The sequence below is a fragment of the Sanguibacter sp. HDW7 genome (assembly GCF_011300875.1).
GTDB lineage: Bacteria > Actinomycetota > Actinomycetes > Actinomycetales > Cellulomonadaceae > Flavimobilis.
The window spans coordinates 1,162,072-1,181,796 of sequence record NZ_CP049862.1; the positions used below are offsets into that span (position 1 = coordinate 1,162,072).

General features: G+C 73.4%; 16 protein-coding genes. 11 read left to right on the forward strand and 5 right to left on the reverse strand.

The genetic code is table 11. The features are described from left to right. Positions 1 to 386: 386 nt before the first annotated feature. On the reverse strand, positions 387 to 1,457 hold the full coding sequence (locus G7063_RS05480; RefSeq protein ID WP_166413499.1) for an NADH:flavin oxidoreductase/NADH oxidase: 1,071 nt from the start codon (positions 1,455 to 1,457) through the stop codon (positions 387 to 389). 139 nt (positions 1,458 to 1,596) lie between these two features. Here G7063_RS05480 and G7063_RS05485 point away from each other — a divergent pair, with 139 nt between their 5' ends. The 9 genes from G7063_RS05485 to G7063_RS05525 all read left to right on the forward strand — a co-directional run bounded on the left by G7063_RS05485 (position 1,597) and on the right by G7063_RS05525 (position 13,418). Then, the gene (locus G7063_RS05485) at positions 1,597 to 3,225 is read left to right on the forward strand and encodes a GTPase domain-containing protein (protein WP_166413500.1); all 1,629 of its coding nucleotides are present in this window, start codon (positions 1,597 to 1,599) and stop codon (positions 3,223 to 3,225) included. Between the two features lie 117 nt (positions 3,226 to 3,342). Then, complete coding sequence (locus G7063_RS05490; protein WP_166413501.1) at positions 3,343 to 4,854, forward strand: GTP-binding protein; 1,512 nt, start codon at positions 3,343 to 3,345, stop codon at positions 4,852 to 4,854. A gap of 147 nt (positions 4,855 to 5,001) precedes the next feature. After that, positions 5,002 to 5,541, forward strand: a complete 540-nt coding sequence (locus tag G7063_RS05495) for a single-stranded DNA-binding protein (RefSeq protein ID WP_166413502.1) — start codon at positions 5,002 to 5,004, stop codon at positions 5,539 to 5,541. A gap of 112 nt (positions 5,542 to 5,653) precedes the next feature. Then, entirely contained in the window at positions 5,654 to 7,330 is a 1,677-nt protein-coding gene (gene ettA / locus G7063_RS05500; protein WP_166413503.1) for an energy-dependent translational throttle protein EttA, read from the forward strand. 97 nt (positions 7,331 to 7,427) lie between these two features. Then, a complete protein-coding gene (locus tag G7063_RS05505; protein WP_166413504.1) occupies positions 7,428 to 9,392 on the forward strand; it encodes an ABC transporter in 1,965 nt (654 codons plus the stop codon). 11 nt (positions 9,393 to 9,403) lie between these two features. Further along, positions 9,404 to 11,194 (forward strand): GTPase, encoded by a 1,791-nt coding sequence (locus G7063_RS05510; RefSeq protein WP_166413505.1) that lies wholly within the window; start codon positions 9,404 to 9,406, stop codon positions 11,192 to 11,194. Between the two features lie 101 nt (positions 11,195 to 11,295). Next, complete coding sequence (locus G7063_RS05515) at positions 11,296 to 11,766, forward strand: thioesterase family protein (protein ID WP_206188214.1); 471 nt, start codon at positions 11,296 to 11,298, stop codon at positions 11,764 to 11,766. Between the two features lie 5 nt (positions 11,767 to 11,771). Further along, entirely contained in the window at positions 11,772 to 12,770 is a 999-nt protein-coding gene (locus G7063_RS05520) for a DUF4031 domain-containing protein (protein ID WP_166413506.1), read from the forward strand. A gap of 90 nt (positions 12,771 to 12,860) precedes the next feature. After that, positions 12,861 to 13,418 (forward strand): dihydrofolate reductase family protein, encoded by a 558-nt coding sequence (locus G7063_RS05525; RefSeq protein WP_166413507.1) that lies wholly within the window; start codon positions 12,861 to 12,863, stop codon positions 13,416 to 13,418. A gap of 10 nt (positions 13,419 to 13,428) precedes the next feature. Here the strand turns inward: G7063_RS05525 and G7063_RS05530 are convergent, their stop codons facing one another. Together G7063_RS05530 and G7063_RS05535 are read right to left on the reverse strand one after the other, a co-directional pair. Further along, positions 13,429 to 14,292: an acyl-CoA thioesterase II gene (locus G7063_RS05530; protein ID WP_166413508.1), complete on the reverse strand. Its 864-nt coding sequence runs from the start codon at positions 14,290 to 14,292 to the stop codon at positions 13,429 to 13,431. A 1-nt stretch (position 14,293) separates the two neighbouring features. Beyond that, positions 14,294 to 14,677, reverse strand: coding sequence for a globin (locus G7063_RS05535; RefSeq protein ID WP_166413509.1), 384 nt, complete (start codon positions 14,675 to 14,677; stop codon positions 14,294 to 14,296). A 161-nt stretch (positions 14,678 to 14,838) separates the two neighbouring features. On the opposite strand from G7063_RS05535, the gene G7063_RS05540 reads away from it, so the two are divergent. Then, entirely contained in the window at positions 14,839 to 15,069 is a 231-nt protein-coding gene (locus G7063_RS05540; protein WP_166413510.1) for a glucose PTS transporter subunit EIIB, read from the forward strand. A 71-nt stretch (positions 15,070 to 15,140) separates the two neighbouring features. On the opposite strand, the gene G7063_RS05545 is transcribed toward G7063_RS05540, so the two are convergent. Further along, positions 15,141 to 16,115, reverse strand: a complete 975-nt coding sequence (locus tag G7063_RS05545) for a mechanosensitive ion channel family protein (protein ID WP_166413511.1) — start codon at positions 16,113 to 16,115, stop codon at positions 15,141 to 15,143. A 151-nt stretch (positions 16,116 to 16,266) separates the two neighbouring features. Between G7063_RS05545 and malQ the strand changes: the two genes are divergently transcribed. Further along, positions 16,267 to 18,393 (forward strand): 4-alpha-glucanotransferase, encoded by a 2,127-nt coding sequence (gene malQ / locus G7063_RS05550; protein ID WP_166413512.1) that lies wholly within the window; start codon positions 16,267 to 16,269, stop codon positions 18,391 to 18,393. 655 nt (positions 18,394 to 19,048) lie between these two features. Here the strand turns inward: malQ and G7063_RS05555 are convergent. Then, positions 19,049 to 19,654 (reverse strand): toxin, encoded by a 606-nt coding sequence (locus tag G7063_RS05555; protein WP_240916198.1) that lies wholly within the window; start codon positions 19,652 to 19,654, stop codon positions 19,049 to 19,051. Positions 19,655 to 19,725: the final 71 nt, after the last annotated feature.

A 19,725-nucleotide genomic window follows, 5' to 3' on the forward strand; every position in this document is an offset into this window, starting at 1 on the left:
CACTTCGTGCCTACCGCCGATCCGTCGCTCACCAGTCATCCGCAGTGTGGTGAACTTCCTGGCCGGACCTTGCTGACCCCTGCCGATGCCTACGGACGAAGGCGGAGGTGCGGGGAACGGCATGCGGGTGCCGCTCGTCTAGGACGACCCGCGGCAATCGGTGTTCCTGCGTTGCGGGCTCACGGGCAACTTTGTGGCGCGAACGCTGTGGGGCAGGAGTGCCCCCATCTGCACCCTTGTACTCGCGCAGACCTCTCAGATGCACGGGAAGTTCGACGGAACTGACGAGGTCGCGGTGCGCTGGAGGGAAGGCTTCCGGCCGCGACCCGCTGAGATCGGCATGCCCGGCTCAACGCTTCCGGGGCCGACGCGACGCTCCCGCCCGCCTACCGCCGCGCCCGCGCGTACTGCGGGGGCCACAGCTCGCGCTGCTCGTGGCCGAGCTCGCGCTCGGCCCGCAGCCCGAGGTGGGGGTCGCGGAGGAACTCGCGCCCGACGAGCACGGCGTCGGCGGCCCCGGAGGCGAGCACGTCCTCGGCTTGCGCGGGCGTCGTGAGGAGCCCGACGGCCGCGGTGGGTACGTCGGCGACCTCGCGCACGCGGGCCGCGAACGGCACCTGGTAGCCGGGGCCGACGGTGATCTGCTGGTGGGCGACGAGCCCGCCCGAGGACACGTCGACGAGGTCGACGCCCGCCTCGCGCGCCCACCCGGCGACGGTGGCGACGTTGTCGACGTCGAGGCCGCCGGGCGCCCAGTCGGTCGCCGAGACGCGCAGGAGCAGGGGCACGTCGGGTCCGGCCTCGTCGCGCACGGCGCGCACGACGTCGAGGAGGAGCCGCGCGCGGTTCTCGAGGCTTCCGCCCCACGTGTCGGTGCGCTCGTTGCTCAGCGGGGAGAGGAACTGGTGGAGCAGGTAGCCGTGCGCGCCGTGGATCTCGAGGACGTCGAAGCCCGCGTCGAGGGCCCGCCTGGCGGCGGCACGGAAGTCGACGACGACCTGCTCGACGCCGTCGGCCGTGAGCGTGGCCGGCGCGTCGTAGCCGTCGAACGCGAGCGCGGAGGGTGCGACGGTCGGCCAGCCGCCGTCGTCCGCCGGCACCGAGCCGGAGGCCGACGCCCACGGCCACCACGTCGACGCCTTGCGTCCCGCGTGCGCGAGTTGGATGCCAGCGTGCGCGCCGCGCGCGTGGACGACGGCGACGATCCGCGCCCAGGCGTCGCGCTGCGCGTCGTTCCACAGGCCCGTGTCGCGCGGCGAGATGCGGCCCTCGGCCGACACCGCGGTCGCCTCGGCGAGGACAAGACCTGCGCCGCCCGACGCGAACTGGGCGAGGTGCACGAGGTGCCAGTCGTCGGGCAGCCCGTCGGTCGCCGAGTACTGGCACATGGGAGAGACCCACAGGCGGTTGCGGAACGTCGTCGAACGCAGGGTGAGAGGTGACAGCAGCAGGCTCATGGGACTCCTTGGCGGCACGGGCGTTCCACTCTTCCTCGGACCGGATCGGCGATCAACCCGTCTCGTGACCGGCTGGTTCGTGTGCGCGCTCCGGCGCGCGCGTTTGGCCGCACTTCACCCTGCACGGGATAATCACCGGGTGACCCGTGACGAGACGACGCCCGAGCACGCGCCCGACGCGACGCTGCTCGACGTCGTCGTCGGCCTGCGGCGCGAGGTCGCGGAGATCGCGTTCGTCCTCGACACGCCCGGCACGCGTGCGGCCAGGCCCGTGCGTCGCACGGTCCTCGAGCGGCTCGACGACCACCTGCTGCCGCGTCTGCGTGAGCTCTCGCGGCCGGCGGTCGTCGTCGTCGCGGGGTCGACGGGCGCGGGCAAGTCGACGATCGTCAACTCCCTCCTCGGCGAGGAGGTCTCCAAGGCGTCCGTCCTGCGCCCCACGACGCGCGAGCCCGTCCTCGTCACGCACCCGGACGACGCGGAGCTCGCCGAGCGGCTCGATCTCGGCGAGGCCGTGCGCGTCGAGCACGCGGGCGTGCCGCGTGGCATCGCGCTGCTCGACGCTCCGGACCTCGACTCGCTCATGTCCTCGAACCGCGAGACCGCGGCGCGCCTGCTCGCGGCCGCGGACCTCGGTCTCTTCGTCACGACGGCCGCGCGCTACGGCGACGCGCTGCCGTGGCAGGTCCTCGCTGACGCCAAGGAGCGCGGGGCGTCGGTCGCGATGGTCCTCAACCGCGTCTCGGACGCGAAGCTTGCGGAGGTCCGCACGGATCTCGTCGCGCGGCTGCGCGAGCACGGGCTCGCGTCGTCGGCGCTGTTCGTCGTGCCGGACGAGGGCGCTCACGAAGGTCTCCTGCCTGCCGCGTCGGTCGAGCCCGTCTCGCGCTGGCTGCGTCGGGTCGCGGGCGCCGACCAGGCGCGCACCGTCATCCTGCGCACGCTGCGCGGCGCGCTCGACGCGCTCGTCGAGCAGACGGCGACGCTCGTCGCGGAGGTCGAGGCCCAGGCCGACGACGCCGACGCGCTGCGCGCCGCGGTTGCGGACGCGGTGCCGTCGGGCCTCGGAGACCTTGCCGAGGCGACCGTCGACGGCACGCTGTCGACGGGTGCGGTCGAGGCCGCGTGGCTCGCGGCCGTCGACGCCGAGCCCGGCATCCTGCGCCCTGTCGCCGGGCCGTTCCGACGGCCCCGCAAGGCCGCGCTCGCGCGTCGCGCCGAGCTGCTCGGCGCGGTGACGACGCGTATCCGCGAGACCCTCGTCACCCAGGTTCTCGCAGCCGCGCGGACGAGCTCGGAGACCATCGGCGAGCGCCTCGGCGAGCTCGACGACAAGCTGCCCGGCGGCGCCGCGCTCCACGAGGCCGTCGGCGCTGACGGCGCCCTCGCCGCGTGGCGCGACACGACCGTGCGCGCCGAGGTGAGCGCGTGGCTGAGCTCCGTCGCGGACGCCGTCGCCGCGCTCCCGGCCGCTGCGCTCCAGGCGGGCGATCGTGGGCTCACGCGGGACGGCCTCGTCGCCGTCGCGACGGCCGCGGCCGTCGGTGTCGCGAGCGCCGAACGCGTCCTCGCAGGCGTCGCGGGGGCTGCCGCGGGTGACCTCGTCGACGCAGCACGCACCGAGCTCGTCGCAACCGGCCGCCACATCGTGGAGGGCGAGGCCGGACCGTACACCGAGCGGCTAGACCGTCCTGCGCTCGCGCCCGAGGCCGTCACTGGCCTGAGGCTGCGCCTCGCCGAGCTCCGCCGGCAGGTCCGCGCACGCTGACCACCCGCCCTGAGCAGGGGTGAGAGTCGGGGCGGGCCCGCGCGCCGTGCCGCCCGCCGCACGCCTCGGCGCCCGTCCGTGAGGCAGGATGGACCTAGCGCTGACGAGGGAGGACGCATGGGAGCACGAGCGGACGAGACCGAGCTGCGTGGACGTGTCACAGACCTGCGCGCCGCGCTCGAGGTCGCGGGGGAGCGGGTTTCCGCACCGGTGCGGACGGCAGCGTCCGACGCCCTGACGACCGCGGAGGGCCGTCTCGACCTCGGCGTCGAGCACACCGTCGTCGCTCTCGTCGGCGGGACCGGCTCGGGCAAGTCGTCGCTCTTCAACGCGATCTCCCGCATGACGTTCGCGGACGTCGGCGTGCGCCGCCCCACGACGTCCCTCATGACCGCGTGCGCGTGGTCCGAGCGAGCCGACGCGCTGCTCGACTGGGTGGGCGTCGACCGCGAGCGCCGCATCAACCGCTTCTCCTCGCTCGACGGAGATCAGGAGACGCAGCTCAAGGGTCTCGTGCTCCTCGACCTCCCGGACCACGACTCGGTCGCGACCGTGCACCGCGAGACCGTCGACCGGGTCGTGCCCATGGCCGACCTCGTCGTGTGGGTCGTCGACCCGCAGAAGTATGCCGATCACGCGCTCCACGCCGGCTACCTCCAGGGCATGGCGGGCGTCGAGGGTTCGATGCTCGTCGTCCTCAACCAGCTCGACACGGTCCCCGAGAGCCAGCGCGACGAGATCCTCGCGGACGTCCAGAACCTCCTCACGGTCGACGGCCTCGGCGAGGTCGAGGTCCTCGGTGCGTCCGCCGTGACGGGCGACGGCGTCCCCGAGATCCGGGCGCGGCTCGCGACGATCGTCGCCCAGCGCTCGCGTGCCGCGCTGCGCGTCGCGACCGAGCTCTCGCGCGCCGCGGAGCAGCTCACGGAGGTCCTGCCCGCGGAGGTCGCGCGGCGTTCGGCCCCGGGGGTCGCGGCCACGGTCGACGCGCTCGCGGACCTCGTCGGTCTCCCCGAGCGCACGACGACGGCCGCGCACACGCTCGACGACGGCACGCGTGCGGGTGCCGACGGTGCCCTCACGGCGGCGTCCGTCACGCCGCTGCGCGAGGCCTGGCTCACGGTGGCGGGTGCTCATCTTGGCCCCGCGTGGCGTGACTCCCTCGTCGCGGCGACGCCCGGGGACGACGACGTCGCGGCGCGCGTCACCGCGGCCGTGCGCGCTGTGCGACTGCCGGCCGGGCCGTCGCGTGCCGTGCGCGCGTGGCGGGCGACCGCCGGGGTCGGCCTCGTGGTGGGCCTCGCGGGTCTCGTCGCGTGGCTCGTGCTCCAGCTCATGGATGCCGCGACCGACGACGTGCGGCTTCTCCTCCTGGGTGTCGGCGCGTTGGGCGCCGTGCTCGGGCTCGCCGCGCTCCTCGCGTGGCGCGGTGCCCGGCGCGCGCAGGCGCGGGCGCGTTCGGAGGCCTTCGCGTCCTCGGTGCGCGACGGGCTCGGGCGCGTCGTCCACGAGCTCTTCGAGGAGCCGGCGGACGTCGTGCTCGGCGAGCACGCCGAGGCGCGGACGCTCGCGCTCGCTGCCGTGTCGCGCGAGCGCGCGCGGCACGCGCGCGTCGCGGAGACTGCCTAGCCCGCTCCCGGACGCCGGGCTGACCACAGGCAGCATTCCGGGCCGGTCCTTCCACGGATCCTCCGACGACGGGTGCGGGCGCTCGACGACCCGTGCACCGTGTGACTCCCGGGCGGCATCCGACCGCCCCTGTTCCCGGGAGGACGCATGAGCGCACCTGTCACGATCACGGGCTGGGTCGGCAACAACCCCGCCCTCACCCTCACGACGAACGACCGACGCCGCACCACGGTGCGCGTCGCGACGACGCACCGGTACCGCGACGAGAACGGCGCGTGGACGGACGGCGAGACCACCTGGTACTCCGTGACGTTCTGGGACGACGCGGCCGAGTCTGTCGCGAAGTCGCTCCACAGCGGCGACCCCGTCGTCGTCACGGGCCGCCTCGTCCTCGACCGCTGGGACGCGCCCGACGGCAGCCCGCGTGCCGAGCTCGCGCTGCGCGGCGCGACGATCGGTCACGACCTCACGCGCGGCACCGCGACGTACATGCGCGTCCTGCGGGAGGCACGACCGTCGGAGGCAGCACCCGCCGACGGCCCGCAGGCCAGCGGCTTCGAGGAGGTCGACCCGAGCGCCCCGGACCCCTTCGAGCACGGCCCCGCCACCGTGGCCGAAGACATGGCCGAGGACGCTGCCGACGGCTCCGAGCTGGTCGATGACCCTGCGGCGCTGCTGACCGCGTAGTCTTGGGTCTGTCTGTGCGTCGCCCGTCGGCGTGCGACGGCGGCTCCTGCCGCCCGCGCGCCGACGCGGCGCCGCTCGTCCGGCCCACTACCCCAAGGCGGTCCAAGAACCCGTGGCTGAGTTCATCTACTCCATGTACAAGGCGCGCAAGGCGCACGGCGACAAGGTGATCCTCGACGACGTCTCGCTGAACTTCCTCCCCGGGGCGAAGATCGGCGTCGTCGGCCCCAACGGTGCCGGAAAGTCGACGATCCTCAAGATCATGGCCGGCCTCGACCAGCCGTCGAACGGAGAGGCGCGCCTCTCGCCCGGCTACACGGTCGGCATCCTCCTGCAGGAGCCCCCGCTCAACGAGGAGAAGACGGTCCTCGGCAACGTCCAGGAGGCCGTCGCCGAGATCAAGGGCAAGATCGACCGCTTCAACGAGATCGCCGAGCTCATGGCGACCGACTACTCCGACGAGCTCATGGACGAGATGGGCAAGCTCCAGGAGGCCATCGACGCCGCCGACGCATGGGACCTCGACTCCCAGCTCGAGCAGGCGATGGACGCCCTGCGCTGCCCGCCGGCCGACGCCGACGTCACGGTCCTCTCGGGCGGTGAGCGCCGCCGCGTCGCGCTGTGCAAGCTCCTCCTCGAGAAGCCTGACCTGCTGCTTCTCGACGAGCCCACCAACCACCTCGACGCCGAGTCGGTGCTCTGGCTCGAGCAGCACCTCGCGTCCTACCCGGGCGCAGTGCTCGCAGTCACGCACGACCGCTACTTCCTCGACCACGTCGCGGAGTGGATCTGCGAGGTCGACCGCGGCCGCCTCTACCCGTACGAGGGCAACTACTCGACGTACCTCGAGAAGAAGCAGGAGCGCCTCGCGATCCAGGGCAAGAAGGACGCGAAGCTCGCCAAGCGGCTCAAGGAGGAGCTCGAGTGGGTCCGCTCGAACGCCAAGGGTCGTCAGGCCAAGTCGAAGGCACGTCTCGACCGCTACGAGGAGATGGCTGCCGAGGCTGACCGCACCCGCAAGCTCGACTTCGAGGAGATCCAGATCCCCCCGGGCCCGCGTCTCGGCTCGATCGTCCTCGAGGCGAAGGACCTCAACAAGGGCTTCGACGGCCGCACGCTCATCGACGGCCTGTCGTTCACGCTGCCGCGCAACGGCATCGTCGGCGTCATCGGCCCGAACGGCGTCGGCAAGACGACGCTCTTCAAGACGATCGTCGGCCTCGAGCCGCTCGACGCGGGCGACCTTAAGATCGGCGAGACCGTCTCGGTGTCGTACGTCGACCAGTCGCGTGGCGGCATCGACCCCAAGAAGACGCTGTTCGAGGTCGTCTCGGACGGGCTCGACTTCATCAAGGTCGGCAACGTCGAGATCCCGTCGCGCGCGTACGTCGCGTCCTTCGGCTTCAAGGGCCCGGACCAGCAGAAGCCGGCCGGTGTCCTCTCGGGCGGTGAGCGCAACCGCCTCAACCTCGCGCTCACGCTCAAGCAGGGTGGCAACCTCCTGCTGCTCGACGAGCCGACGAACGACCTCGACGTCGAGACCCTCGGCTCGCTCGAGAACGCCCTGCTCGAGTTCCCGGGCTGCGCGGTCGTCGTCTCGCACGACCGTTGGTTCCTCGACCGGGTCGCGACGCACATCCTCGCCTACGAGGGCACGGAGGAGGACCCCGCGAACTGGTACTGGTTCGAGGGCAACTTCGAGTCCTACGAGAAGAACAAGGTCGAGCGCCTCGGCGCCGACGCGGCACGCCCGCACCGCGTGACGTACCGCAAGCTCACGCGCGACTGACCTCGCGCCCCGGAGGCGCGCCTGCACAACCGTGCAGGCGGGCCTCCGGCGTCCCCGCGTCCCGACGGTCGGTCGGTGCGTCCGCCATGATGGGGACATGGACGACGACGCTCGAGGCAGCGCAGGCCCGCGGCCCGATCGGGTCGCGCTCACGGTCGCGCTCGAGGCCGCCCGCGACGCGGTCGGGGCGCTCGCACTGCCGCTCGCGACCCCGGGCCGCGAGACGTCCGAAGCGCTGCGCCGCGCGACGCTCGCGCGGCTCGACGACCACCTGCTGCCGCGTTCGCGCGCCGAGGGCGCCCCCGTGCTCGTCGTCGTCGGCGGTTCGACGGGGGCGGGCAAGTCGACGCTCGTCAGCTCGGTCGTCGGCGCGCCCGTGAGCGCGGCCGGGGTGCTGCGCCCGACGACGCTCGCGCCGGTCCTCGTCCATCACCCCGACGACGCCGCGTGGTTCGGCGCGGACCGCGTGCTGCCGCACCTCGTGCGGGCGCGCGCCGACGAGCCGGTGCCGGCGGAGGCTGTGCACCGGACGCTGCGCCTCGTCCCGACGGAGGCCGTCGGGCCAGGGATCGCGCTTCTCGACGCGCCGGACGTCGACTCGGTCGTCGCCGCGAACCGCGACCTCGCGGCCCAGCTGCTCGGCGCCGCAGACCTGTGGCTCTTCGTGACGACCGCGGCGCGGTACGCGGACGCGGTGCCGTGGGCGCTGCTCGACTCCGCCGCGCGCAGGAGGACTCGCCTCGCGCTCGTCCTCGACCGCGTCGAGGGTGCGGGAGCCGGCGCGGTCGCGGAGCACCTGAGGTCGATGCTCGCCGAGCACGGGCTCGCGGGCACGCCCGTCATCGAGGTGCCGGAGTCGCCGCTCGTCGAGGGCCTCCTCGGCGAGGGCGCCCTCGTCGACCTGCGCGGGTGGTTCGCGGACGTCGGCACCGCGGCCGCCCGGGAGCGCGTCGTGCGGGAGACCTTCGACGGGGCTGTCGACGACGTCGTCCACGTGCTCGACGAGCTCGCCGCGGCTGCTGCGGAGCAGGCGGACGCCGCAGCACGCCTCGAAGAGGCCGTCGCGCACGCGTACGGCCGGGCCCTCGACGACGTCGCGGCGGTGACCGCGGACGGCACGATGCTGCGCGGCGAGGTCCTCGCGCGCTGGCAGGACCTCGTCGGCACGGGCGACCTCGTGCGTCGCATCGAGCAGGGCGTCGGGCGGGTGCGGGACCGGCTGGGCGCGTTCGTCCGAGGACGCCGGGCCGACGCCCCCGCGGCGGTGCGGGCCGTCGGGCACGACCTCGAGGCCGTCATCGTCGACGCCGTGCACGCCGCGGCCGAGCGAGCCTCGGACGCGTGGCGCGCCGACCCGGCCGGTCGCGCGCTCACGGACGGCCTCGTCCGCGGCGGTCCCGCGCTGCGCGAGGACGCCGCCGCGGCGGTCCGCGGCTGGCAGGACGACGTGCTCGAGCTCGTCCGCACGACCGGCTCGTCGAAGCGAGGGACGGCGCGGGCGCTGTCGTTCGGCGTCAATGGGCTCGGGCTCGCGCTCATGGTCGTCGTCTTCGCGTCGACCGGTGGCCTCACCGGCGCGGAGGTCGGCATCGCGGGCGGCACCGCGCTCGTCGCGCAGCGGCTCCTCGAGGCCGTGTTCGGCGACGACGCCGTCCGCAGGCTCGCCGTGACGGCGCGGACGCGGCTCGTCGAGCGCGTCACCGCGGTCGCCGACGCCGACGCGGCGCGGTTCCGTGCGCGGCTGCACGAGGCCCTCGGAACCCGGGGGCGCGACGCTGTCGGCGAGCCCCTGCACGATGGCGCGGGCGTGCCGCAGCACGACGCCGCGGGCCTGCCGCAGCACGACGCATCCGCCGGGCGCCCGGCCGGTACGCCTCCCACTACGCCGGGCGCCGGGCGGCTCGACGCCGCAGCGCACCGAGTCCGCGAGGCTGCTGCGGTCGAGCGGAGCACCCGCCCGCTCCCGCCCGTCCCCGAGCCCCCGACGATGCCCGAGGCGTCGCCGGACGCCGTCGAGGACGAGCCGCTCAAGCGCCCGTGGTGGCGCCGAGGTCGCGCATGAGGGCGCGCGGCGTGACCCTCGCCGGGCGGCTCGACGCGCTCGAGGACGCGTGGACGACGGCCGAGCCCTGGCTCGACGGAGGCGACGGGACGACGCGCCCGACGACGCGTCCAACCCCGATCACGTCGACGAGCACGACCCCGAGCACGCCGACGGGCACGACGCCGAGCGCGTCGCCTGCAGGCACGCGGGCCGGCCTCACCGAGGTCCCCGTCGTCGTCGCTCGTGTCCGCGAACGCCTCGGCCTCGGCGCGGACCGCACGGTGGTCGCGCTCGCCGGGTCGACGGGCTCGGGCAAGTCGAGCCTCCTCAACGCCCTCGCGGGTGCGGAGGTCGCGCGGCCCGGTCTGCTGCGTCCGACCACGTCGCAGCCCGTCGCGGCGAGCGCTGACGGCTCCGACCCGACGACGCTGCTTGACTGGCTCGACGTGCGCGAGCGCACCCACCTGCCTGAGAGCTCGCCGTTGCCGGCGGGCATCGTGCTGCTCGACCTGCCGGACCACGACTCGGTCGAGGTCGCGCACCGCGTGCGCGCCGACCGCCTGCTCGAGCGTGCGGACGTCATGGTGTGGGTGACGGACCCGCAGAAGTACGCGGACGCGGCCCTGCACGACGACTACCTGCGGCCGCTCGCGGCGTACGGGGGAGTGGCGGTCGTCGTCCTCAACCACGCCGACCGGCTCGCAGCCGCAGACGTCGCCCGCGTGCTCGCCGACCTGCGACGACGTGTCGACGACGACGGGCTCGCGGGCGCGCACGTCCTTGCGACGTCGGCGACGACGGGTGCCGGGCTTCCCGAGCTGCGCACCGTGCTCGCCGAGGCCGCGCGGCGCAGGGAGCGCGACGCGGCGCGGCTCGTCGTCGACGTACGGCGCGCGGCGACGCTGCTGCTCGAGGCGTCGGGCGGGACCGACCGTGCGGCGAGGGCAGCGGCGCCGTCGGAGGACGCGCTCGTCGCCGCGCTCGCCGGGGCCGCGGGCGCGGGCACGGTCGTCGACGCGGTGGGCGCGTCGACGCGCCGTCAGATCCACCTCACGGCCGGCTGGCCCGTGACGCGTTGGCTCGCAGGCTTCCGCGCGGACCCGCTCGGTCGGCTCGGCCTCGGTGCGGGCCGCACGCTCGAGCGTGCGTCGGGACCCGGCGCGGAACGTCGGCCGGACGCGCGGGGCCGCCGCGCGCGGAGCGAGGTCGCGGACCCGACCGTCGAGACCGTGCGGTCCTCGCTCCCGCGTCCGAGCGACGCGGTGCGGGCGCGTGCCGCGCTCGCCGTGCGAGAGCACGTCGCGGGAGCGCTCGACGCCCTGCCTGACGCGTGGCGCCCGGCCGCATCCGACCGTGTCGACGGGGCACGGCTCGCCGACGCGCTCGACACCGCGGTCGTCGGCGCGCGCCTCGGCGTCGATCGGGCGCCGCGGTGGGCGCGGGCTCTCGGCGTCGTCCAGATGCTTCTGCTCGGGGTCGTCGTCGTCGGGCTGGCATGGGTCCTTGGTGTGCGCGGCCTCGCGTACCTCGGGGTGACGCTCCCGCTGCCCGAACTCGTGCTCGACGGGCCGTCGGGGCAGGTGCGGTTCGCATGGCCGGCGGTGCTCGTCGTCGGTGGCGTCGTGCTGGGGCTGCTGCTCGCGCTCGTCGCGAGCCTCTGCGGTCGCGCGACGGCTGCGCGCAGGGCGCGCCGGGCGCGCAGGCGCCTCGACGAGGCGGTCGCGACGGTCGCGCGCTCGACGGTCCTCGCGCCGCTCGGGGCACGCCTGGACGCGCTGTCGCGCACCCGCGACCTGGCGACGACGGCGGCAACCCCGTAACGACGGAGGGACGCCCCTCGTCCCGACGGATAGACGCTTCCCGACCGTTCGATGGTCGGAACCCGTCAATCCGTCGGGAGGGGGCGCGTATCCTCGGCGGTGTGACGACGATCGAGATCCCGGTCCAGCTTCGCTGGTCCGACATGGACGCCTACGCCCACGTCAACAACGTCGAGATGCTGCGGCTCCTCGAGGAGGCCCGCATCGAGGCGTTCTGGCGCCACCCCGAGACCGACGGTGTCGTGAGCCGCCCGACCGCGATCCTCGATGCGAGCCCCGGAGCGAGCACGGCGACGCTCGTCGCGCACCAGGAGATCGAGTACCTCGCGCCGCTCACGTACCAGCGGCAGCCGGTGACGGTGCGGCTGTGGCTCGGGCGCCTCGGTGGCGCGAGCCTCGAGATCCACTACGAGGTGACCGACGCGAGCAGCACTGTCTACGCGCGCGCGATCACGACGATGGTGCTCGTCGACGCCGCGTCGGGCAGCCCGCGCCGCATCGACGCCGACGAGCGTGCCGCGTGGGAGCCGTTCCTCGACGAGCCCGTCGCGATGCGTCGCCGGGCGCGCTGACCACCATGGCCGTCCTTGTCGATGCTCCCAGCTGGGCCGCGCACGGCACGACGTGGGCGCACCTCGTCTCGGACGCCTCGCTCGACGAGCTGCACGCGTTCGCGGAGCGCGCGGGCGTGCCGCGGCGGGCGTTCGACCTCGACCACTACGACGTCCCGGCCGAGCGTCACGCGGAGCTCGTTGCGCTCGGCGCCGAGCCGGTGTCGGCGCGGGAGATGGTCGTGCGCCTCGCGGCGTCGGGACTGCGGGTCACGGGCCGTGACCGTGCTCGCGCGCGCCGCGCAGATCTCGCGGAGCGCTGGGCGACGCTGCTGCCGGGCGCTGACGCCGTCGGCGAGGAGCTGCTGCGCCGCTGGTCGGAGCCTCACCGGACGTATCACGGCACGGCGCACCTCGCGGACTGCCTGCGGTCGGTGCAGGTCGCGGCGGAGGGTCAGGGCCCGGTGCCGCAGACGGTCCTGCTCGCGCTGTGGTTCCACGACGCCGTCCACGACGGCGAGGCGGTGCGCGACGAGGAGCGTTCGGCCGCGCTCGCGCGCGACCTGCTCGCGCCGTACGTCGGCACGCCGGGGCGCGTGCCCGACGGTTCCGTGGTGACCCGTCGCGACGACGACGCGACGGCGCTGCCCGTCGGCGACCCGTCCCGCGTGCCCGCCGTGCTCACCCGGGACGACGTCGACGAGGTCGCCCGCCTCGTCCTCCTCACGACCCATCACGACCCCGCGCCGGACGACCTGGCCGGCGCCCTCGTGAGCGACGCAGACCTAGCCGTCCTCGCCGGGGCGCCTGCCGAGTACGAGAAGTACGTACGGCAGGTCCGCGCTGAGTACGCCCATGTCGACGACGCCGCGTGGCGCGTCGGGCGCGGGGAGGTGCTGCGCGGCCTGCTGGCCGCGCCGCGTCTCTTCGCGACGCCGTTCGGCCGCGACCGGTGGGAGGCGCGCGCCCGCGCGAACCTCGCGGCGGAGCTCGCCGTGCTCGAGGCGCCCGGAGGCGCCGCCTAGGGGAACGAACGGTCGCCGCGACGAGGCATCCGTGCCGACAATGGCACGGAGAGCGGCCCGGGCCCGGGCCGCGCCTGGAAGGAGCGACCGGTGCGAACCCTGCGCTACTCGATCAACGTCACGCTCGACGGCTGCGTCCACCACGAGGCGGGCGTCGCGCCGGACGCCGAGCTCATGCAGTTCTGGACCGCGGACACCGAGCGGGCCGACGTGCTGCTCTTCGGCCGCGTCACCTACCAGATGATGGAGGAGGCGTGGCGTCGTCCGACCGACGGGGTGTGGCCGGACTGGATGAGCGCGTGGGAGGTCCCGTTCGCGGAGTCGATCGACGCGAAGCCCAAGCTTGTCGTGTCGAGCACGCTGGGGTCGGTCGACTGGAACGCAGAGCTGCTGCGGGGCGATCTGATCGAGTCGGTGCGACGGCTCAAGGAGGGGCCGGGCGGCGACCTGTCCGTCGGAGGTGTGAGACTTCCGCTCGCGCTCGCGAACGCGGGGCTCATCGACGAGTACGTGTTCGTCCTGCACCCCGTCGTCGCAGGTCACGGCCCGACGCTGCTCGCGGGGCTGGACGAGCTCGTCCGCCTCGAGCAGGTCGACCGGCAGCCGTTCGCGTCGGGCGCCGTGGCCCACACGTTCCGGCCGGCCTGAGCCGCAGGGGTCAGTCCGCGTCCGGTACGCGGACCATGCCCTCCTGCGCGATCGACGCGACGAGCGTCCCGTCCTGCGCGAAGACGCGTGCCGAGCCGAGGCCGCGGCCGCCCTGCGCGGACGGAGAGGACTGTACGTAGAGCAGCCACTCGTCGGCGCGCGCGTCGCGGTGCCACCACATGGCGTGGTCGAGGCTCGCGATCGACAGGCCGCGCGTGCCCCAGTCGAGGTCGGCGCGGCGCATGACGGGCTCGAGCATGAGCTGGTCGCACGCGTAGATCATCATGGCGCGGTGCATGAGCTGGTCGTCGCCGAGCGTCCCGCGGGCGCGCAGCCACACCATCTGGCGGTCGTCGCCGTCACGGTCGGGGCCGAGGTAGAGGGACGTGCCGACGTGGCGGACGTCGAACGCGGCGGTGCTCGTCCAGAAGCGCGCCACGGGGTGCTCGATCGTCGAGAGCTTCGCGACGGCCGACTCGAGCGTCTCGGGGTCGGGCGCCGCGGGCATGGGCTGCTGCTGGTCGATGCCCGGCTGGTCCTCCTGCGCGGAGGTGATCATCGAGAGGATCGCCGTGTCGCCCTGGATCGCGTGGACGCGTCGGGCGGAGAAGGAGCGGCCGTCACGCAGCCGCTCGACCTCGAAGCGGATGGGGACGTCGAGCGCCCCGGGACGCAGGAAGTAGCCGTGGAGCGAGTGGGGCTGGCGGCCTGCGGGGTTCGTCGCGCCGGCGGCGAGCAGCGCCTGCGCGAGCACCTGCCCGCCATAGACGCGCCCGTTGAGCTGAGGCAGGCTCTGCCCGGCGAACGTGTTCTCGTCGATCTGCTCGAGCGCGAGGACGTCGCGCAGCGCGGTGAAGGGAGCGGCGTCGGTCATGTCAGTCCTCGAAGGTGTTGAGCATCGAGTGGGCGGCACGCTCGAGGTAGTCGAGCAGCTGGGACTCGTGCAGGGGGGAGAGCCGGGCGTCCTTGACGGCCGCGACCATGTGCTGGATCCAGCGGTCGCGTGCGAGCGGGTTGACCTTGAAGGGCTGGTGGCGCATGCGCAGGCGCGGGTGGCCGCGCTCCTCCGAGTAGGTCGTGGGTCCGCCCCAGTACTGCTCGAGGAACGTCACCATGCGGCGGTTCGCGCCGGGGAGGTCCTCGGGCGGGTACATGGGGGCGAGGACGTCGTCGGCGACGACGCCCGCGTAGAAGCGGTCGACGATCCCCTGAAAGGTGTCGTGCCCGCCGACGGCGTCGTAGAAGGTCTGCTCGGTCACCGTCCGATCCTCCCACGGAGGGCGCTCGCGGAGGGGGCGCTGTGGCGTGGTGCCGCCCACGTCCGGGCTGTGGTCAGGGGGTCCGCGTGCCTGTGCGCGCGTTAGGCTGGGGCACCGGACGACGACGTCCGCACCCACCCAGCGATCAGGAGAACATCACCATGAGCAAGGCGGAGAAGATCCTCACTGCGCTCGGCGGCGGGTCGAACGTCGTCGACCTCGAGCCGTGCATCACGCGTCTGCGCGTCGAGGTGACGGACCCGTCGCTCGTCGACGAGGCGAAGCTCAAGGAGACGGGTGCTTTCGGCGTCGTCCGTTCGGGTCGCATCATCCAGGTCATCGTCGGGCCCGAGGCCGACGACCTCGCGGACGAGCTCGAGACGCTGCGCTGAGCGCAAACCTCCACGTACGCACGACGCCCACGGACCTCAGGGTCCGTGGGCGTCGTGCGTGAGGTCGCCGGTCAGGTGCGCGGAGGCTGGACGACGAGCCGGTTGGCGGTGACGAGCTTGATGCCGCCGCTCGTGAGCGCCTCGAGCCCGCGGGTGCGCAGCGCGCGGACGACGGCGGCGCGGTCGGACAGGTTGGTGCGTGCCTGGAGGCGGTAGAGCAGGTGGTCGTCGGTGAGCTCGACGACGAAGACCTCGGGCGGGGCGAGGAGCACGGGGCTGATGTCGTCGTCGGCCGCGGTCTCCTCGGCGGCCTGCGTGAGCAGGGAGCGGACGTGGTTCGTGTCGACGTCGTAGGGGACGCGGAAGTCGGCCATGGCGCGGACCCAGCCCTGGGAGAGGTTGCCGGTGCGCAGGATCTCGCCGTTGCGCAGGTACCAGAGCGTGCCGTCGAGGTCGCGAACCTTCGTGACGCGCAGCGCGACCTCCTCGACCGTGCCGGTGACGTCGACGAAGCTCACGGTGTCGCCGACGCCGTACTGGTCCTCGGCGAGCATGAAGATGCCCGAGAGGAAGTCCTTGACGAGGCTCTGGGCGCCGAAGCCGAGGGCGACGCCGGCGACGCCGGCGGAGGCGAGGAGCGGGGCGAGGTTCACGCCGAGCTCGTTGAGGACCATCATGACGACGATCGAGCCGATGACGATCGAGATCGTCGAGCGGAGCACGGAGCCGAGCGTGCGGGCGCGTCCGGCGCGTCGTTCGTCCTCGAGCGCGTTGGTGACGCGCAGGAGCGCGCCGCCGAGGTCGGTGCGGGGCTCGCGCGCGATGCGTTCGGTGAACGACGCGATGATGCGGCGCAGGACGACGAGCAGGACGATGCCGATGACGATGATGACGACGATGCGCAGCGGCGCGCCGACGAGCCAGTCGACCCATCCGGAGCGCTCGCCGGGGGCCTTCGTGAGCGCGTCGCCGATCTCGTCGCCGACGGAGGTGCCTGTCGGTGAGGGGGTGGGGTTCGTGGTGGCGCGCGGGAGGTGGTCGAGCATGGGCCCAGCCTAGTTGTGACGGGTTCATCGGTGCGTCCGCGTGCAGGTGGTCGCGCGGAGGATCACCGACGCCGTAAGATTGCAGAAACTTTCCAGGCGGAATGGGCCGTCTGGTCGCCTCGCGCGTCCGAACCTCTGCAAGGATTGACCCGTGGACAACGCTGAACGATCAGAGTCTCTCCTTCGCCTTGCGAGCGCGTGCGGCGTCGGGACCGAGTACTGGGCCTTCGACGGCACGGAGCGGCACGTCGCCGCCGAGACGCTCGTCAAGGTGCTCGGTGCGCTCGGCATCGACGCGTCGACGCCGACGCGCGTCGAGCTCGCGCTTCTGCACGTCGAGGACGACGCGTGGCGCGAGCCGCTGCCGCCGACGGTCGTCGCCCGCGAGGGTCAGGCCGTGACGATCCCCGTCCACGTCCCCGACGGCACCTCCGTGTCGGTGTGGATCGACGTCGACCCCGAGGCCGGCGGCGGTCGCCGCGAGGCCCGCCAGGTCGACAACTGGGACGCGCCCCGCCGCGTAGACGGCCGCATGGTCGGCCGCGCGTCCTTCGAGATCCCCAGCGACCTCCCGCTCGGCTGGCACACGCTGCGCTCGCGTGCGGACGACGGCGAGCACGTCGCGACCCTCATCGTCACGCCGCAGCGCCTCCACCTGCCGAACGACCTCGAGCACGGTCGCGTGTGGGGTCTCATGTCGCAGATGTACTCGGTGCGGTCCTCGCGCTCGTGGGGCGTCGGTGACTTCGCCGACCTCGCCGAGACGTCGTGGTTCGCGGGCCGTGACCTCGGCGCGAACTTCATGCTCATCAACCCCGTGCACGCGGGGGAGCCGTCCGCCCCTATGACACCGTCCCCGTACCTGCCGGTGACGCGTCGCTTCGTCAACCCCCTCTACGTGCGGCCCGAGGCCGTCGAGGAGGCCGCCTACCTCACCGCCGCCGACCGCTCGCTCGTCGAGTGGGCCGCCGAGGAGGCGCAGACGCTCAACGCGTCCTCCGGCCCCATCGACCGCGACGCCGCGTGGACGCACAAGCGCTCCGCGCTCGAGGTGATCTTCTCCGCGCCGCGCACCGCGATCCGCGAGGCGCAGCTCGCGGACTTCCGCGACCGCGAGGGCAAGGGACTCGAGGACTTCGCGCTGTGGTGCGCGATCAAGGAGCTTCACCCGACGGGCGCGTGGCCCGACGAGCTGTGGGACCACGCGAGCCCCGAGGTCGCGGAGCTGCGCATCGAGCTAGCCGACCGCGTCGACTTCTTCGTGTGGCTCCAGTGGGTCGCCGACTCCCAGCTCGCGGCCGCGCAGGCCGCCGCGAAGGCGGGCGGCATGTCGCTCGGCATCATGCACGACCTCGCGGTCGGCGTGCACCCCGAGGGCTCCGACGCCTGGTCGCTTCGCCACGCGCTCGCGACGGCCGCGTCGGTCGGTGCCCCGCCGGACATGTACAACCAGCAGGGCCAGGACTGGTCGCAGCCCCCGTGGCACCCCAAGGGCCTCGCGCGCGTCGGCTACCAGCCGTACCGCGAGATGCTCCGCACGGTCCTGCGTCATGCGGGCGCGATCCGCATCGACCACGTCATCGGGCTCTTCCGCCTGTGGTGGATCCCGGCGGGCTCGGGCGCCAAGGAGGGCGCGTACGTCCGTTACGACCACGACGCGATCATCGGCATCCTGTGCCTCGAGGCGCAGCGTGCGGGCGCCGTCGTCATCGGCGAGGACCTCGGCACCTTCGAGGGCTGGGTGCGCGACTACCTCACGGAGCGCGGCATCCTCGGCACGTCGATCCTCTGGTTCGAGAAGGACCACGACGGTCGTCCGCTCGCGCCCGAGCACTACCGCGCGATGAGCCTCACGTCCGTGACGACGCACGACCTTCCGCCCACGGCTGGCTACCTCGCCGGTGAGCACGTCGAGCTTCGCGAGAGCCTCGGTCTGCTCCAGGCTCCGGTCCAGGAGGTGCGCAACGAGGCGCGCGCCGAGCGTGACGACATGGTGCGTCTGCTCGCTGCGCGCGGTCTGCTCGGCGACGACCCGTCGGAGCGTGAGCTCGTCGAGGCGCTGCACCGTCTCATCAAGCTCACGCCGTCGAAGATCCTCGGGGTGTCGCTCGCGGACGCGGTCGGTGAGCGTCGGGCGCAGAACCAGCCGGGCACGGACCAGGAGTACCCCAACTGGAAGATCCCGCTGGGCGACCCCAACGGTGTGACCGTCCTGCTCGACGACCTCGTGACGAACCCCCGCCTGCGGTCGCTCGCGGCGGCGATGAACCAGCGCTGACCCCATCGCAGCGCTGTCCGACGGCCCGTCTCCTCCCGAGGAGGCGGGCCGTCCTGCACTCCGTGCGCTACCGTCCTCGCGCCACCCTCCTCGCCCGACGGATCGACGCCCTCAGACCGTTCAACGGGTGGATTCCATCAATCTGTACCCCAGGCCGCACCCCCCAAGTGGCTCGATAGCCGATCGAGCCATTTGGGGGTGCTGCCCGAGTGATTCGATAGCCGATCGAGCCACGTGAGGTGCACCGATCGACTATCGAGCCACCACGCGTGCCTGGATCGGTCATCGAGCTCAGGGGCGCGCTCCTCGATAGCGGATCCCGTCACGTGAGGTGCACGGATCGGCTACCGAGCCACCTCACGTGCCTGGATCGGTCACCGAGCTCAGGGGCGCGCTCCTCGATAGCGGATCCCGACACGTGAGGTGCACGGATCGGCTATCGAGCGCTGGGGGTGGTCCTGGGTGCAGTCCTCGATAGCGGATCTGGACGGATGAAGTGGTCCGATCGGCTATCGGACCCACGCGAGCGGCCCTCACCTCCTGACGGATTGACGCACTCCGACCATTCGATGGTGGTGCTCAGTCAATCCGTCGGGGGACGAGTGCACCGAACTGACGTATTGACGCTCTCCGACCGTTCGGCGGGAGGAATGCGTCAATCCGTGGGGACCTCGAGAGCACGGGGGAGCGATGCGAGCCAGGTGCGGACCTCGCGTGGGGAGCGGAGCCGGACGACGGGGGCGCCCGCGGCCTCGAGCTCGTCCCACCGACGACGGTTCCCCGCCCAGGTCTGCCACGACCACAGGACGATGTTGTCCTCGGGCCGACGCCTCACGAGGTTGGTGAGCGACTCGCGGTTGCCGTGCCACAGCGGGCGGCGGGTGAGTCCGCGCGCGAGCGTCCGCGTGACGACGCGTCGAGTGACGGTCCGTCGGGGCAGGTCGAGGCAGACGATCGTCTCGGCGCCGTCGAGGAGGTCGAGGACCTTCGACTGCCAGCTGCCGTCGACGACCCAGCCCGGCCCGGACTCGGCCGCCGCGAGCCGTGAACGGAGCAGGGAGCGGCCGGCCTCGGCATCCTTCTGCTGCCAGTCGACGTCCCAGAAAACCTCGTCGAGCTCGATCCGGACGAGGCCCGTCCGAGCGGCGACGGCCCGTGCGAGAGTCGTCTTGCCGGACCCCGACGTCCCGAGGATCCGGATGCGCCTCGGCGTCGGAGTGCGACGCAGGTCGCTGCACGTCCCGCCGGTGTCGTCGTCCACGCGCAGAATCCTCCCACGCCATGGCGTGCCCGACGGCCCCACGGCCCCGGCGGCCCAACGGCCCGACTGCT